The organism is Blautia sp. LMAG:89, from assembly GCF_008679485.1.
GTDB lineage: Bacteria > Bacillota > Clostridia > Lachnospirales > Lachnospiraceae > Blautia_A > Blautia_A fusiformis.
Genome location: NZ_NANC01000005.1, coordinates 69,812 through 85,605, shown reverse-complemented (window position 1 = coordinate 85,605; position 15,794 = coordinate 69,812). Strand labels below are relative to the sequence as shown.

Below are 15,794 nucleotides of genomic sequence, written 5' to 3'. Positions count from 1 at the left end.
AGAATAAAGAAGAATGGAAGATAATATTTTTGACAAAGTCCACGAAGTGGATCTGGAAAAAACGATGAAGGAATCTTACATCGACTATGCCATGAGTGTTATCGCCTCACGAGCCTTGCCTGATGTAAGAGACGGTCTGAAGCCGGTACAGCGCCGAGTTCTGTACTCCATGATCGAGCTGAATAATGGTCCTGACAAGCCACACAGAAAATGTGCGCGTATTGTCGGTGATACCATGGGTAAATATCATCCGCACGGTGACAGCTCCATCTATGGTGCGCTGGTCAATATGGCTCAGGAATGGTCCACAAGATATCCGCTGGTTGACGGGCATGGAAACTTTGGTTCCGTGGATGGTGACGGTGCGGCTGCCATGCGATATACAGAGGCACGTCTCAGCAAGATATCCATGGAGATGCTTGCTGACATCAACAAGGATACGGTTGATTTTCAGCCGAACTTTGATGAGACAGAGCGTGAGCCGGTTGTGCTTCCGGCACGTTTTCCGAACCTTTTGGTAAACGGTACTACAGGTATTGCGGTAGGTATGGCAACCAATATTCCGCCGCATAACCTTCGTGAAACTATCAATGCAGTTGTTAAGATCATTGACAACATTGTAGAAGAAGACAGAGAAACAGCTATGGAGGAGCTTCTTGAGATCGTAAAGGGACCGGATTTCCCTACAGGAGCGACCATCCTCGGAACGAGAGGGATCGAGGAAGCTTACCGTACCGGACGTGGCAAGATCCGTGTCCGTGCGGTGACGAATATCGAGACTTTGCCAAACGGTAAATCCCGTATCGTAGTTACCGAGCTCCCGTACCTTGTAAACAAGGCACGTCTGATCGAGAAGATCGCAGAGCTTGTCCGTGACAAAAAGATCGACGGGATCACAGACCTGAACGACCATTCCAGTCGTGAGGGTATGCGAATCTGTATTGATCTTCGTAAGGATGCCAATGCCAACGTGATCCTGAATCTGCTTTACAAGCATACACAGCTGCAGGATACTTTTGGTGTGATCATGCTTTCTCTTGTTCCAAATCATGGAAGTATGGAACCGAAGGTTCTGAATCTGAAAGAGATGTTGGAGTACTATCTGGAGCATCAGGAGAATGTAGTTCGCAGAAGAACACAGTATGATCTTAATAAGGCACAGGAGAGAGCCCATATTTTGGAGGGTCTTCTGAAGGCACTTGATAATATTGACGAAGTGATCCGCATCATCCGTGGTTCCCGCAACGTACAGATTGCCAAGCAGGAGCTGATCGACCGTTTTGAGCTGACAGATGTGCAGGCACAGGCGATCGTGGATATGCGTCTTCGTGCACTGACAGGTCTGGAAAGAGAGAAGCTGGAGGCTGAGTATGCAGAGCTTATGGAGAAGATCCGCAAGTTCCAGGCAATCCTTGCTGACCGCAAGCTCCTTCTCCGGGTGATCCGAGAGGAGATCCTTGCCATTGCAGAGAAATACGGCGATGACAGAAAGACTTCCATCGGATACGATGTATATGATATCTCTACAGAGGATCTGATCCCGAGAGAAAATACAGTGATCGCAATGACAAAGCTTGGTTATATCAAGCGTATGACCGTTGACAACTTCCGCAGCCAGAACCGTGGCGGCAGAGGAATCAAGGGTATGCAGACGATTGAGGATGACTATATCGAAGAGCTTCTGATGACGACAACGCACCATTATCTCATGTTCTTTACCAATACAGGACGTGTATACAGACTGAAGGTATATGAGATCCCGGAGGCCGGTCGTACAGCCAGAGGAACTGCGATCATCAATCTTCTGCAGCTTGCACCGGGAGAAAAGATCACAGCTGTGATCCCGCTTCGTAAATATGAAGAGGGTCGTTATCTGATGATGGCCACCAAGAAAGGCCTTGTGAAGAAAACTCCGATCAAGGATTACGAGAATGTCCGTAAGACAGGTCTTACAGCAATCGTTCTCCGTGATGATGACGAGCTGATCGAGGTTAAGGCTACTGATAATAACAAAGATATTATTCTTGTGACCAGGGACGGACAGTGTATCCGCTTTAAGGAAACAGATGTCCGCAGCACAGGCCGTGCGTCCATGGGAGTAAGAGGTATGAATCTTACTGACGGTGATGAAGTTGTTGCCATGCAGCTGAACACTCAGGGAGATTATCTGCTTGTAGTTTCCGAGAACGGAATGGGCAAACGTACAGCTATGAGTGAGTTCGTTGTCCAGAACCGTGGCGGTAAGGGTGTGAAGTGCTACAAGATCACCGAGAAGACCGGAAATGTTGTCGGCGCCAAGGCTGTCAACGAAGAGAACGAGATCATGATGATCACTACAGAGGGTATCATTATCCGTCTGCAGTGTGCAGATATCTCTGTTCTTGGAAGGATCACCTCCGGTGTGAAGATGATCAATCTTACAGAGGGTGTAACCGTTGCAAGTATCGCCAAGGTAAGAGATAAAGATCCGGAAGCAGATACAAATGCCGAAAAAGCTGACGGAGAAACCGGCGATAACGAAGAAGGCTCTGCAGAGGAAGCTGTCACAGGCAGTGAAGAGGAATAAGGTCGAGGATAAGTCATGACGACGACAAAGAAAAAACGCAGAAAAAAATCAGTAAAGAAGCTGAAATACTCTAATAAAAAACTGAATTTTGTCCACATTGCGACACTGGCGGGGATCATTTTGATCCTGCTGGTGATCGTTCTGGCGGCCAGAGGCTGCGGAAAGATCAGCCACAGAACTCCGGAGGGGGTTGTGGAAGGCTACATCAAAGCGGCAGCAGCAGGCAAGAATAAAAAGATGCAGGGCTGTTACAGTGCGGATAAGTTATCGGATGAGGCGAAAACAGAGATTTCCTCCACGATAAAATATTTTCAGGCCCATGGAGTAAAGGATGTAAATATCGACAGCTGTGGCTCCATTTCTGAAAACAAAAATTATTCTTATGTTTATATCCGCTATAATCTTGTTCTGGAGAACGAGCAGGAATATCCATGTATCAGTACCTATCTTGTAAAGGTCCAGGACAAAAAGTATTATCTGTATGCGCCTTCTGAGATTTCAGATAAGATCAGCCAGCAGGCTGCCAAGGATTATCAGAAATTTATGACTACGAAAACCTATACAGATTATACAAAGGCTTATGAGGTTTTTCTGAAAAAGAATCCGGGATACGAGGATAAGATCGCAGGGAAACTGAACGGATAAAGCAGAGGCGGGAGGATGTAAGAATGAAGCGGATTTTGCTGATGGTGCTCAGAAATATAGTCTTTGTTCCTTACTGGTGGATCAAGCTTTGCTGGTATGCAGCGCATACAGATGATTATCCGGAAGAGAAGAAATACGCATTCCTGAGACTGGTAGATGAGCATGCCATTGAAGGCGGAAATATCCATATTGATGTGCATGGAGCTGAAAATATCCCAAAAGAAAAGGGATTTATGTTTTTTCCGAATCACCAGGGACTGTTTGATGTGCTGGCGATCATCCGGGCATGCCCGGTTCCTTTTTCGGTAGTTGCCAAGAAGGAAGTTGGAGAGATTCCTTTTCTGAAGCAGGTTTTTGCCTGTATGAAGGCTTTTATCATTGACAGGGAAGACCTGAAGCAGTCCATGCAGGTCATTGTCAATGTAATACGGGAAGTGAGGGCTGGTCGTAATTATCTGATCTTTCCGGAGGGAACCAGAAGTAAAAACGGAAATCATCCGGGGCCGTTCAAGGGCGGCAGCTTCAAGACTGCCACCAAGACGAAATGCCCGATCGTTCCGGTTGCACTGATCGATTCCTTTAAGGCTTTTGATACCGGCTCTACAGAGAGGATCACCGTACAGGTGCATATCCTTCCTCCGATGTATTATGAGGAATACAAAGATATGCATACCACAGAGCTCGCAGAAGAAGTGAAGAGACGGATCGAAAAGGTGATCGAAGAGAATATTATGTAAAAAAGAAAAGACTTTGATGAAGTTGGAACAAAAACATCATCAAGGTCTTTTTTTTGTTGTATGTTTTATATAAAAACGAAACGTTTTATTTGTGAATTGTTGGGCATATACAACCAAAAGGTTTGATGATAACATAGAGACATCCATACAATATAAATAAAAGATGGAAAGAGGACGAACAGATGAAAAAAGAAGAATACCTTTCTCGGATCGATGAGGTGATCGCACAGGGACCGTACACGGATACCTGGGATTCTCTCTGTGAGCATCCTACGCCGAAGTGGTATGCAAGAGATAAATTCGGAATTTTTATCCACTGGGGTGTTTACAGTGTTCCTGCTTTCGGAAACGAATGGTATCCCAGAAATATGTATGTGAAAGGCTCTAAGGAGAACCTGCATCATACAGAGAAATACGGAACTCTGGATAAATTCGGCTACAAGGATTTTATTCCTCAGTTTAAGGCTGAGAAGTTTGATCCGAAGGAATGGGCGGCCTTATTTAAAGAGGCGGGGGCGAAATTCGTAGTTCCGGTAGCGGAGCATCACGATGGATTTCAGATGTATGCCAGTGACCTTTGTCGCTGGAACGCTGCTGAGATGGGACCGAAAAGAGATATTCTCGGAGAGCTGAAGACAGAGGTTGAGAAAGAGGGAATGGTTCTCGGTGCTTCTTCTCACAGAGCAGAGCATTACTGGTTCTTTAATGGAGGTCGTCAGATCCCGGAGGCTGATGTCAATGATCCGGAATATGCGGATCTTTATGGGCCGGCAGCAGGAATCACCAGAGATATGAGTGATATTTATGACAATCCTCCGACAGAGGAGCATATGCAGGACTGGCTTGTCCGCACCTGCGAGATCGTGGATAAATATCAGCCATCCATCGTGTATTTTGACTGGTGGATCCAGCAGTATGCATGGAAACCGTATCTTCGTAAATTTGCAGCATATTATTACAACTGTTCTGCACAGTGGGGAAAAGAAACAGCTATTGATGCCAAATTTGACGCATATGTTTATGGCAGCGCAGTCAATGATCTGGAAAGAGGTCAGTTAGACCATATCACGCCGGATCTGTGGCAGAATGATACGTCTGTAGCTAAGAACTCCTGGGGCTATACCATTGGAAATGATTATAAGAAGCCTTCCGATGTAGTGCTGGATCTGATCGATGTAGTCAGCAAAAATGGTGCACTGCTTCTTAATATCGGACCGAAGCCGGATGGAACAATTCCGGAAGAGGATGCACATATCCTGAGAGAAATGGGAAAATGGCTGAAGGTAAACGGAGAGGCGATATACGGAACCAGATACTGGAAGATATTCGGAGAGGGACCGACGGTGGTTCCGGAGGGACATTTCACGGATACCTATGATAAGCACTTTACTTCTGAGGATATCCGTTTTACAAGTAAGAGCAATCATATTTATGCGACTGTTCTGCACTGGCCGGAGGATGGAGAAATCCATATCAAAGCTCTTGGCAATGATATGAAGCTTTTGAAATCCACGATCCGGGATATTGAGATCCTCGGAACAGATCTGCATCCGGCATTTGCGAGAAATAAAGAACTGGATATTTCCTGCGGAAGAGGGGTTATTGAGGCGGGAGATATGCCGGTGGTATTGAAGATCACAGTAGAATAGCTGTTGGGGGAAGCGAGTAAATTATAATGTCTTTTTGAAAGGACAGAAAGGATAAGGTATTTTAATTATGGGAGATGTAAGATTCACAGGAAACTGGAACTCTGTAAATGCACACACAGTTCCAAAATGGTATGAGGATTGTAAATTTGGAATTTTTATCCATTGGGGAATTTATTCCGTGCCGGCATTTGCACCGCATACATGGGAGCTGGGAGAGGTTGATTCCAAGGAATGGTTTGCGGATAATCCGTATGCAGAATGGTATTACAATTCTCTGAACATTGGAAAAGGCCCTACATATAAGCATCATATAGAAAAATACGGAAAAGATTTCAAATACGAAGATTTTATTCCTATGTGGAAAGCTGAAAACTGGGATCCGAAGCAGTGGGCAGAGATCTTCAAAGAAGCAGGTGCGGAGTATGTTGTTCTGACAACCAAGCATCATGACGGATTCTGCCTGTTCCCAAGTAAATATACACATTTCAATTCCGTAGAAATGGGACCGAAGAGAAATATCACCGGTGAGCTGACAGAAGCTGTCCGTGACGCAGGAATCCGCATGGGCCTGTATTATTCCGGACTGATCGACTGGCAGTATGCAAACGATCCTATTTTTGAGGATGATGATCTGTTTGGAACAGCCAGCCCGACATTTGCATATGCAGATTATTCCTATAATCAGATGAAAGAGCTTGTAGATGATTATGCACCGAGTGTGTTCTGGAATGATATCGGATGGCCGACACAGAGTGAAGAGATGATGCCGTATTTCTTTGCACATTATTACAATAAGGTTCCGGAGGGTGTGGTAAATGACCGTTTCAACGGACGTTATCACGATTTCCTTACTAAGGAATATAAAGCCGGTTCTGTAAACAGAAATGAGAAATGGGAGATGTGCCGTGGAATGGGCTTATCCTTCGGTTATAATGCCAACGAAGGCGATGACAAGCTGATCTCTGTTCCGGATCTGATCTCACTTCTTGTCGGAACAGTGGCAAATAACGGAAATCTTCTCCTGAACATCGGCCCGAAGGCAGACGGAACTATCCCGGAGGAGCAGGTAAGAAGACTGAAGATCCTGGGTGCATGGCTGAAGGTAAACCATGACGGTATTTACGGAACACGCTGCAGTGACCGTGAATCTGAGCTGCTTGAGAGTGGAATCGAGCTCCATTATACACAGAAAGACGGAAATCTGAATGTGTTTGCAGATCATCTGAAGGAAGGCGCCAATGAATTCCTGATCAAGGGCTATCACGGAGCGCTGAGGCCATTTGACCCGGCAGTGAAGGTAGAAACTGAGGATACTGCAGAGGGACTTCTTGTGAAGATCCCGGAATATAAAGAAGATATGTATGTGGTTGGATTAACCAACAGATTCTAAATGATGAACATGAGGACCGGATGTATGTCGGTCCTTTTGTTGCTGCATGGGAGAAGATCGTGGATATCCGATCGATTCTCAGGGAGGGAGCTTTTATGTTTGGGAAAAAAATCGCAATACTGTTATCAACGGCAATGATCCTGACAGGGTCCTGTGTATCTTCTGTGGCTGTACATGCACAGACTGGTTATGCGGCTGAATATGCACAGGAAGCATCGGCAGCAGGTGTGCAGAGCACTGCAAAGCTTGTTGCGAAGGGCTCCTGTGGAAGCAAAGCTGTTTACCGGTTGTACTCCAATGGAAACCTGCAGATACAGGGAAAAGGGGAGGTTAAGGTTACCGATGATTTTTCATACAGATCAGCAATGATAAAAACAGTAACCGTTGCATCTGGGATCACGGGAATCGGTGACAGAACCTTTTCAGGCTGCAGAAATATGAAGAGGATTACGTTGCCGGGAACTCTGCGGAGTATTGGAGTAAGAGCATTTGGAGATACTGCGATCACCAGGATCAAGCTTCCTGATGGACTGAAAAGCATTGGTGCATATGCTTTTTACCAGAGTAAACTTACGAGTCTGGATGTACCGAAAACTGTAACAAAAATTGATGAATATGCTTTCAGTTACTGTAACAGTCTGGAATCTGTCAGCATTCCGGGAAGTGTGAAAATATTACCGGAATCGTTATTTGAGGCGGATATGAAGCTGAAAAAGGTTACGCTTGGACAGGGCGTTTCCAGGATAGAAAGAGCGGCCTTTCGGCATTGCGGTTTGACAGGAGTAAGCTTTCCGGACAGTGTTACGGTTATTGGGGAAGGTGCGTTTTCTTTTTGTACAGATCTCAGAAAGGTGTCGTTGCCGAAGAAGCTTACAGAGATCGGGAACGGTGTATTCAGTAATTGTCGAAAACTGGGGAATATTACAGTACCTGCCAGTGTGAAAAAGATCAGAAGCCATGCTTTTTATGATTGCCTGGCAATGAAAAAGATTACGATCCTCAACAGTAAAACAGTGATAGAAAAAGAAGCGATCGGCTATAATTTCAATAGTGGAAAAAATAAAACTTTTGTCATTGCCGGAAAAAAGGGTTCTACTGCTCAGACTTACGCAAAGAAAAATGGGTTCCGTTTTCTGAACAATACTGCCGCAGTAAGGACCGCAAAGATGACCGGCGTGCCCAAAACAAAAACCATACTTCGTGGAAAAACATACACGATCCAGGCAGTGACTGTGCCGTATTACAGCGACGAAAAGATTCTTTTCCGTTCCTCGGATCGCAGGATCGCTACGGTAAATTCCAAAGGTGTTGTAAAGGGAATCCGAAAAGGGACGGCCGTGATCACCGTGCAGAGCGGAGCGAAAAAACTGAACTGTAAGATAACGGTGAAGTAACGATGAAGCAGGCGTACGTAAAATAGCCATAACAGTGAAAGAATACAAAAGAAAATAAAAACAGAAGCCCGGCAGATGAAACATGGAGAGTTTTCACATGTGCAGCTGCCGGGTTTTTATAGTAGAAAAAATGTTAAAAAATGTCTGTAAACAGACAAAATATGACAAAAATATTCTAAACAAAGCTTGATTAAATGTGATGGGAAATTTATAATTTTATTATAAATGTGAATTTGAAAATGGGGGAAATCTATGAAGAAAAAGAATATTGCATGGCTGCTGTCTGCGGCTATGATCCTGACAACAGCGGCGGCTCCGGTGGAGACAGTGTCTGTGTATGCGGCTGAGGAATTCCAGGCGGAGACAGATGAAGCAGAAGGAACGGAAATAGCTTCAGAGGATTCGCAGGATAATGACACCAGTAACCTTGAACTATTTGAGGACAGCACCGAAGAACTGGAGAAGGACGCGGAAGCAGATAATTTTGATACAGAAGAATTACAGGCAGATGTGAAAGACGACTTTTCAGACGGAGAAGCAGCAGTTGTCGGTGCGGGCGAAAGTTCGGAAGTTGTTAGTTGTGGAAGTTTTGGAAATGGAAATAATGCTACTTATGAACTTTATGAGGATGGACGACTTGTGATTGAGGGGAGTGGAGAGCTATCTTCGGATCGATTCATTAGTGATCAAAGGGTTAAAAGAGTAGAAATTGGAGAGGGAATTACATTACTTGAATATAGGTCATGGAATGGTGTATTTGCAGGTTGTAAGAATTTAACCAGTGTAACATTGCCAAAAAGTTTAACAAGTTTGGGAAACTATACATTTTCAGGATGCAGTAATTTAAAAGAAATTACTTTGCCGGATGGAATTGTTAATCTAGGATATGGTGCATTTGAAGAGTGTAGTAGCTTGAAGAGTATTAATATTCCTCAGGGAATAACAACTATAGAAAGTAATGTTTTTAGTGGATGTAGTAGTTTGGAAAATATTAATATTCCGGATAACGTGACAAGTATAAAAGAAAATGCATTTAGAGGATGTAGTAGTTTAAAGGATAGTAGTATTAAATTATCAGACAATATAACGGAAATAGGTAACTATGCGTTTAGTGGCTGTGCATTAAAAAATTTTGTATTACCAGAAACAGTAATAGATGTGGGTGATGGGTTATTTTATGGATGTTGGGATTTAAGAAGTGTGAAATTACCTGAAAACATGAAACGTATAGGCGAAGAGATGTTTTTTGGATGTGGACGATTAGAGAATATTGTTTTGCCGGATAGCATTACAGAGATTGGCAATAGGGCATTTTGGCAATGTGGTTTAACAGAAATTAAGTTACCAAAAGATATAACGAGTATAGGAAACAGTGCATTTTTTAATAGTGAAATATTAAAGATCTATTTTCCAGAAGGTCTGAAAACGATAGGAAATGCGGCTTTTTCTTATTGTAAATTTAGAAGTATTGAACTTCCAGATACAGTAACAGATATCGGAGAAAGTGCATTTAACTGGAATTTTAATCTTCAATCAATAAATATTCCAAAGAATATAACTGAGATAAAAAAGGGTACATTTTGGGAATGTAGCTCCTTACAAAATATCATACTTCCAGATGGGGTGACAAAGATTGGAAAGAATGCATTCACTGACACGATTTTGGGAGAAGTAACTTTACCAGACAGCGTAACAACGATTGAAGAGTCTGCGTTTGAGAATTGTGGTTTAAATCGAATCAAATTTTCAAAGAATCTTACAGAAATTCCATATGGAGCATTTTCCAACTGTACCAGTCTGACAGAGATCATTCTTTCGGACAATATAACACATGTTGATACCAATGCATTTTTTAATTGTACATATCTGAGAAGTGTTTACATTGCGAATGCATCCACAGTGATAGAAAAAAAGGCATTTGGTTATAATGCAGATGGTACAAAGCAGAATATTCTTATTATGGGACATAAAGGTTCTACGGCGGAAACATATGCTACGGAAAACAGTTTTTCGTTCCATAACATAAAGGATCCACTTACCTTTCATAAAGAATCTAAGCCAACCTGTACAAGTGATGGAAACTATCAATATTGGCACTGCGAAGTATGTGGCAGGGATTTTTGTAATGCAGAAGGTTCAAGTGTAGTATGGGGCGGTCTGACTATCAGTAAACTGGGTCATAATCTGACCTATTATGCAGGAAAAAGCGCAACCTGTACACAGTCAGGCAATCAGTCATATTATCATTGTGAAACCTGCGGCAAAAATTTTTCTGACTGGAATGGTGAAACGGAGATTTCAGAGAAGGATATCATGATTCCGGCATTGGGGCATCAGATGGAATACCATGAGAAAAATGAGCCGAATTGTATATATGGAGGTATGGAAGCTTATTATTACTGCAATAATTGTTATCAATATTTCCTTGATCAGGAAGGAACTCAGATAGTAGAAGAAGCAGATTTGATGATTCCGACAGAACCTCAGAATCATACAATGAGATATATTGAGGGATATGAAGCAACCTGTACAAATGAGGGAAGAAAAAGTTACTATATTTGTGATTACTGTCAGCAGATGTTCTTTGATGAAAAGGGAACCGAGAAGGTTACGGAAGATAGTGAGCTGATAATACCGATGACGAATGAGCACATTCTGGAATTAGAAAAGGGATATCCGGCGGAGTGTCTGAATCCGGGAATGAAAGATACCTATCGTTGTACATCCTGCGGGAAACATTTTTTGGATAAAGATGGAAAAGAAGAAATGCAGCAGGACAGCGATGTGCTCATTCCGGAACTGGGACATAAATTTACGGACGAGCAATGGGTAAATCATGGTTCAAGCAAACACACTGTCAGCAAAGGAAATCCAACTCCGATATTTTTTACAGCGGATTACCAGCAGCATTTTAAATGTGAACGGTGTGGTTTTCAGGACTGGGGAGAAACTCGGACCTACAATATGAGTGTAAATACGGATCAGGTTACATTAAAAAATGGACAGTCTACTACAGCTATCCGGGTATCTGATTTTGCCAACGGCGATTATCTGAAGAGTGTAACACCGAAGGACACCGGCCTTGTAACCGTTTCCAATGTGAATAAGAACGGCACATTTAAACTTACCGCAAAAAATAAAAACGGTTCAACATGGGTGACGATCACATTGAATAGTGGCGTGAAGACCAATATACTGGTTACAGTCAGAGTCACTACACAGGCGATTACAAACATGAAGTCCACAGTCAGTGTAGTCAAAGGAAAAAAAGTAACTCTGAAACCTGTTTTGAAGCCGGTTACAAGCAAGGATAAGATTACATACAGTTCCTCCAACAGTAAGATCGCAGCAGTAAATTCCAAGGGTGTTATCACAGGAAAGAAAGTCGGCACTGCAAAGATCACAGTAAAAGCCGGAAGTAAAAAAGTTATTGTCACTGTTAAGGTCACAAAGATCAAAACAACAAAACTCACCGGTGTACCAAAAACAAAGACCGTGAACAGAGGAAAAACCTTCACCATCAAAGCCGTTGCAACACCAAGAAATACTGATGAGAAGGTCACTTACAGATCATCCAACAAAAAAATCGCAACTGTCACATCCAAAGGTGTTGTAAAAGGCATCCGAAAAGGAACTGCAACTATCACCGTTCAGAGTGGTTCTAAAAAACTGACCTGTAAGGTAACGGTTAAATAATTCAAGGGATATTAGCAATCCGCATTTGTTATTTGCTCATAGTTATATCTTATATATTTGAGCACGCAAAACAGACTGGAGCTTGATAAGAATATATATCAGGTTCTCAGTCTGTTTTTGTATGTCTGGAGAATTATGTCGAAAAAATTTCATTGAAGAATAATGATATAAAAGCGTATAATTAAATGGAAGAAATAGTGGTTATCGAATAAAGATGTTTTATCAGATAGAAGGGGGCGGGATTATGCCGGTATCGATGAAGACATTGTTGGAACAATACACAAAAATATTACAGAAAATATATGGGAAACATTTGAAAAGTGTTATTTTATACGGCTCATATGCCAGAGGAGATTATAGAGAAGATTCTGATATCGATATTATGATTCTCCTTGATCTGTCTGATATAGATATTAAGCAGTATCGTCATGGATTGGCAGGAGAAACTTTTGATTTTAATATGGATCATGATCTTGATATTAAGCCAATTGCAAAAAGTGAAAAACATTTTCTGAATTGGGTTGATGTTTATCCATTTTATGCAAATGTAAAGAAAGAGGGGGTAAAATTATTTGATGCAGCCTGATGAAAAAGGAACGCAGAAAGATCTTATTTTTTAGCGGATTGAAACTGCCCAAAGTGATATTAAAGCTGCGGAAATTCTTTTGAATGCAAAAGAATTTCGAGGTGCTAATAATCGGGCATATTATGGTATTTATCATGCAATTTCAGCAATACATGCACTAGATGGAAATGCATATAAACGTCATAAAGATGCATTAGCAAATTTCAATAAGAATTATATTAAAACAGAGATTTTTCCCAGAAAACTTGGACGAAAAATCGTAGAAGCAGAAGAAATCAGACATGCCAGCGATTATGATGATTTTTATATTGCAACAAGAGAAGAAGCAGAAGAACAGATAGAAACGGGTAAACAATTATTGGAATTGATAGAAGAATATATCAAAAGAAAATTAAAGGACAATAATAAGTGATGATCGCAAAAAATACCTTCCACAGTAACTCTGTGTAAGGTATTTTTTTGTAGTGTGCCTTGCTTGGTAATGTAATGCTAAATGAGATGGGCAAGGCGCAGAATCCGGGTGGTCTACTGGAAGATGCAGCAAAAAAAAGAACACGTTTTCACAAAATAAGATTGACTTTTTTCAAAACTCTCATTATCATATAAAACATATTTAATTACTATGAAATAAGGAATGATAAAAAGTTCTGTTACACCGATGATGCTGAGTTACACAGATGACGTTGAGCAGCTTACAGGACTGGCAGCGGGCAGACTTTTTTCAGAGGGAGGGGACGGGTACATGTCCATCAAGAAGATCGCAGAAAAGGCAGGGGTTTCACCGGCGACGGTTTCCAGAGTTTTGAATAATCCCAATTATAAATGTTCTGTTTCCGGACTCAGGGATAAGATATGGAAAACAGCTATCGAGATGAATTATGTGCCTAACGAGGCGGCCAGGAATCTGAAAAAAGGCGTTTCCGCAAAGCAGGAGAAAACCTGGTACATCAATATCCTGATGACAAGAACCGATTCTTCCACAACGGATCCGTTTTTTGCGGAGCTCCTTCGGGTGATCGAAAGTGAGATCCATGATAAAAACTGCATTCTTTCCAAAGTATGGTATATGTCTGTGTTTTCCGATGACCGGAAGTGCCGAAGGGAGAATCTGGACCGGCTGATCGACGGAATGTATGATGAGGTGGAAGGGAAAAGGGACGGACTGATCATCATCGGCAGATGTAATAAAGAGGCTTTGAAGAAGCTGAATAAGAAGTATAAGAGTGTGGTATCGGTGAACCGGAATTCTACCAATTATGAAGTGGATGAGATCCTTTGTGATGGGAAAAAGATCGCAGCAGCGGCAGTGGAATATCTGATCTCCCTGGGACACAAAAATATCGGTTATATTGGCCAGTGTCACAGCGAGGACCGGTATAACGGGTATCTGGAAACACTGAAGAAGCATGATCTGGATGTGATACCGGAGTATGTTATCGAAACAAAGCAGACTGAAGCCGAGGGCTACGAGGCCATGGAAAAGTTCTTTCAGTCGGACGACATGCCAACCGGAATCTACTGTGCCAATGATATTTCGGCGATCGGAATGCTGAAGTGCCTGAATAAATTTCGGAACCGGTATTATATGCCTTCGATCATATCCAGCGATGATATACAGGAGGCACAGTTTACCAGACCGATGCTGACAACGGTGAGCCTGCCCAAGGAGGATATGGGAAAATTTGCATTATACCTGCTGCTGGACCGGCTGAAGGGCGGGCATTCCGGTATTGTGCGAATGGAACTGGAAGGCAGACTGATGATACGGAACAGCTGCAGCAGTGTGGAGGACAGTATGTGGAGCGATTATTGTATCTGAGTGTTGCGGATGCGCAGATATAGTGACAGACAGGATGCAGTTGCGCTATGACCAGAGTATTTCGTGAAAACGTTTTCAGATATTCCTATTTAATTAATGGGAATAATATGGTTTAATGTATTCAATTCAAATAAAAAAATTACAGAACCACAGTAAACGGAAAGAACAGGTATGATTTGACAGCGAAATGAAGCAGTTACATTGGTGGGAAAAGATTTTTAAATAAAAATGTGGTTGTAAAGGAGTACACAGATCATGAAAAGAAAACGCATCGCAGGTGTCTGTATCACACTGGTAGCAGTGGTACTGGCAGGAACTTTTGCAGTATCGGGAAACAATACAAAGGATAAAAATCATGTGGAGATCATCAATGTGTCCTATGATCCGACCAGAGAATTTTATGAAGCATATAATAAGATTTTTTCAAAATATTGGAAAGAGGAAACAGGTCAGAGTGTGGATGTGATCCAGTCTCATGGCGGTTCCGGAAAGCAAGCCCTTGAGATTTCCAACGGACTTCCTGCAGATGTGGCGACACTTGCACTGGAATATGACATCGATGCGATCCGGAATGCCGGTCTGATCGACAAGGGATGGATCGATGAATATCCGGATGACAGTGCTCCTTATACTTCCACCATTGTATTTCTTGTTCGGAAGGGAAATCCGAAGAATATCCACGACTGGGATGATCTGACAAAGGATGGTGTGGGGGTGATCACTCCCAATCCGAAAACCTCCGGTGGTGCCCGCTGGAATTACATGGCAGCCTGGGCTTATGCCAATGAGAAATATAACGGCAACGAGACAGAGATGAAAGCCTTTATCAAGAAGCTTTACAAAAATGTCCTGGTTCTGGATTCCGGAGCAAGAGGTGCCACAACCTCTTTCGTGGAAAACGGGCAGGGTGATGTGCTGATCGCTTGGGAAAATGAAGCGTTTTTTTCTGTAAGGGATAATCCGGATGATTACGAGATCGTAACGCCGGGCATCAGTATCCTGGCACAGCCATCCGTTGCTGTTGTAGATGAAAATGTGAAAAAGCATGATAATGCAGAAGCTGCGAAAGCATATCTGAAATATCTGTATTCCGATGAAGCTCAGGAGCTGATCGCGGAGAATTACTATAGGCCGGTTGATCAGACGATCCTGAAAAAGCATGCAGATACTTTTAACCTGAAGGTGAAGCTGACAACGATCAAAGATTTCGGCGGCTGGGATGCAGTTCAGAAAAAGCATTTCGCAGACGGCGGAGTGTTTGATGAGATCTATGAAGAGTAGAAGAGCCTGAGATTTTGTAACAGACCAGAGA

11 protein-coding genes are annotated in these 15,794 nt (G+C 42.6%); all 11 read left to right on the top strand.

Features of this window, described 5'->3' with window-relative positions; genetic code table 11:
* Positions 1 to 13 precede the first annotated feature (13 nt).
* The 11 genes from gyrA to CCC70_RS09460 all read left to right on the top strand — a co-directional run bounded on the left by gyrA (position 14) and on the right by CCC70_RS09460 (position 15,763).
* On the top strand, positions 14 to 2,566 hold the full coding sequence (gene gyrA / locus CCC70_RS09510; protein ID WP_287084732.1) for a DNA gyrase subunit A: 2,553 nt from the start codon (positions 14 to 16) through the stop codon (positions 2,564 to 2,566).
* Positions 2,567 to 2,581: 15 nt separating this feature from the next.
* Positions 2,582 to 3,211 (top strand): hypothetical protein, encoded by a 630-nt coding sequence (locus tag CCC70_RS09505; RefSeq protein WP_270390068.1) that lies wholly within the window; start codon positions 2,582 to 2,584, stop codon positions 3,209 to 3,211.
* A 23-nt stretch (positions 3,212 to 3,234) separates the two neighbouring features.
* The gene (locus CCC70_RS09500) at positions 3,235 to 3,948 is read left to right on the top strand and encodes a lysophospholipid acyltransferase family protein (protein WP_015526583.1); all 714 of its coding nucleotides are present in this window, start codon (positions 3,235 to 3,237) and stop codon (positions 3,946 to 3,948) included.
* 182 nt (positions 3,949 to 4,130) lie between these two features.
* A complete protein-coding gene (locus CCC70_RS09495) occupies positions 4,131 to 5,597 on the top strand; it encodes an alpha-L-fucosidase (protein WP_287084731.1) in 1,467 nt (488 codons plus the stop codon).
* A 67-nt stretch (positions 5,598 to 5,664) separates the two neighbouring features.
* Positions 5,665 to 6,987: an alpha-L-fucosidase gene (locus tag CCC70_RS09490; RefSeq protein WP_015526585.1), complete on the top strand. Its 1,323-nt coding sequence runs from the start codon at positions 5,665 to 5,667 to the stop codon at positions 6,985 to 6,987.
* Positions 6,988 to 7,082: 95 nt separating this feature from the next.
* Positions 7,083 to 8,381, top strand: a complete 1,299-nt coding sequence (locus tag CCC70_RS09485) for a leucine-rich repeat protein (RefSeq protein WP_287084730.1) — start codon at positions 7,083 to 7,085, stop codon at positions 8,379 to 8,381.
* Positions 8,382 to 8,891: 510 nt separating this feature from the next.
* Positions 8,892 to 12,077 carry a leucine-rich repeat protein gene (locus tag CCC70_RS09480; RefSeq protein ID WP_287084729.1) on the top strand — a complete coding sequence of 1,062 codons (3,186 nt, stop codon included), beginning with the start codon at positions 8,892 to 8,894 and terminating at the stop codon, positions 12,075 to 12,077.
* Between the two features lie 244 nt (positions 12,078 to 12,321).
* Positions 12,322 to 12,663 carry a nucleotidyltransferase domain-containing protein gene (locus tag CCC70_RS09475; protein ID WP_287084728.1) on the top strand — a complete coding sequence of 114 codons (342 nt, stop codon included), beginning with the start codon at positions 12,322 to 12,324 and terminating at the stop codon, positions 12,661 to 12,663.
* Between the two features lie 37 nt (positions 12,664 to 12,700).
* Positions 12,701 to 13,075, top strand: coding sequence for a HEPN domain-containing protein (locus CCC70_RS09470; protein ID WP_287084750.1), 375 nt, complete (start codon positions 12,701 to 12,703; stop codon positions 13,073 to 13,075).
* Between the two features lie 222 nt (positions 13,076 to 13,297).
* Positions 13,298 to 14,482, top strand: coding sequence for a LacI family DNA-binding transcriptional regulator (locus CCC70_RS09465; protein ID WP_287084727.1), 1,185 nt, complete (start codon positions 13,298 to 13,300; stop codon positions 14,480 to 14,482).
* Positions 14,483 to 14,737: 255 nt separating this feature from the next.
* Positions 14,738 to 15,763, top strand: a complete 1,026-nt coding sequence (locus CCC70_RS09460; RefSeq protein ID WP_287084726.1) for a sulfate ABC transporter substrate-binding protein — start codon at positions 14,738 to 14,740, stop codon at positions 15,761 to 15,763.
* Positions 15,764 to 15,794 lie beyond the last annotated feature (31 nt).

Excerpts from the sequence above, each read along its gene's own strand:
- CCC70_RS09460 (WP_287084726.1), top strand. The coding sequence starts at position 14,738 with ATGAAAAGAAAACGCATCGCAGGTGTCTGTATCACACTGGTAGCAGTG.
- CCC70_RS09485 (WP_287084730.1), top strand. The coding sequence starts at position 7,083 with ATGTTTGGGAAAAAAATCGCAATACTGTTATCAACGGCAATGATCCTG.
- CCC70_RS09465 (WP_287084727.1), top strand. The coding sequence starts at position 13,298 with ATGATAAAAAGTTCTGTTACACCGATGATGCTGAGTTACACAGATGAC.
- CCC70_RS09505 (WP_270390068.1), top strand. The coding sequence starts at position 2,582 with ATGACGACGACAAAGAAAAAACGCAGAAAAAAATCAGTAAAGAAGCTG.
- gyrA (WP_287084732.1), top strand. The coding sequence starts at position 14 with ATGGAAGATAATATTTTTGACAAAGTCCACGAAGTGGATCTGGAAAAA.
- CCC70_RS09490 (WP_015526585.1), top strand. The coding sequence starts at position 5,665 with ATGGGAGATGTAAGATTCACAGGAAACTGGAACTCTGTAAATGCACAC.
- CCC70_RS09500 (WP_015526583.1), top strand. The coding sequence starts at position 3,235 with ATGAAGCGGATTTTGCTGATGGTGCTCAGAAATATAGTCTTTGTTCCT.
- CCC70_RS09475 (WP_287084728.1), top strand. The coding sequence starts at position 12,322 with ATGCCGGTATCGATGAAGACATTGTTGGAACAATACACAAAAATATTA.
- CCC70_RS09495 (WP_287084731.1), top strand. The coding sequence starts at position 4,131 with ATGAAAAAAGAAGAATACCTTTCTCGGATCGATGAGGTGATCGCACAG.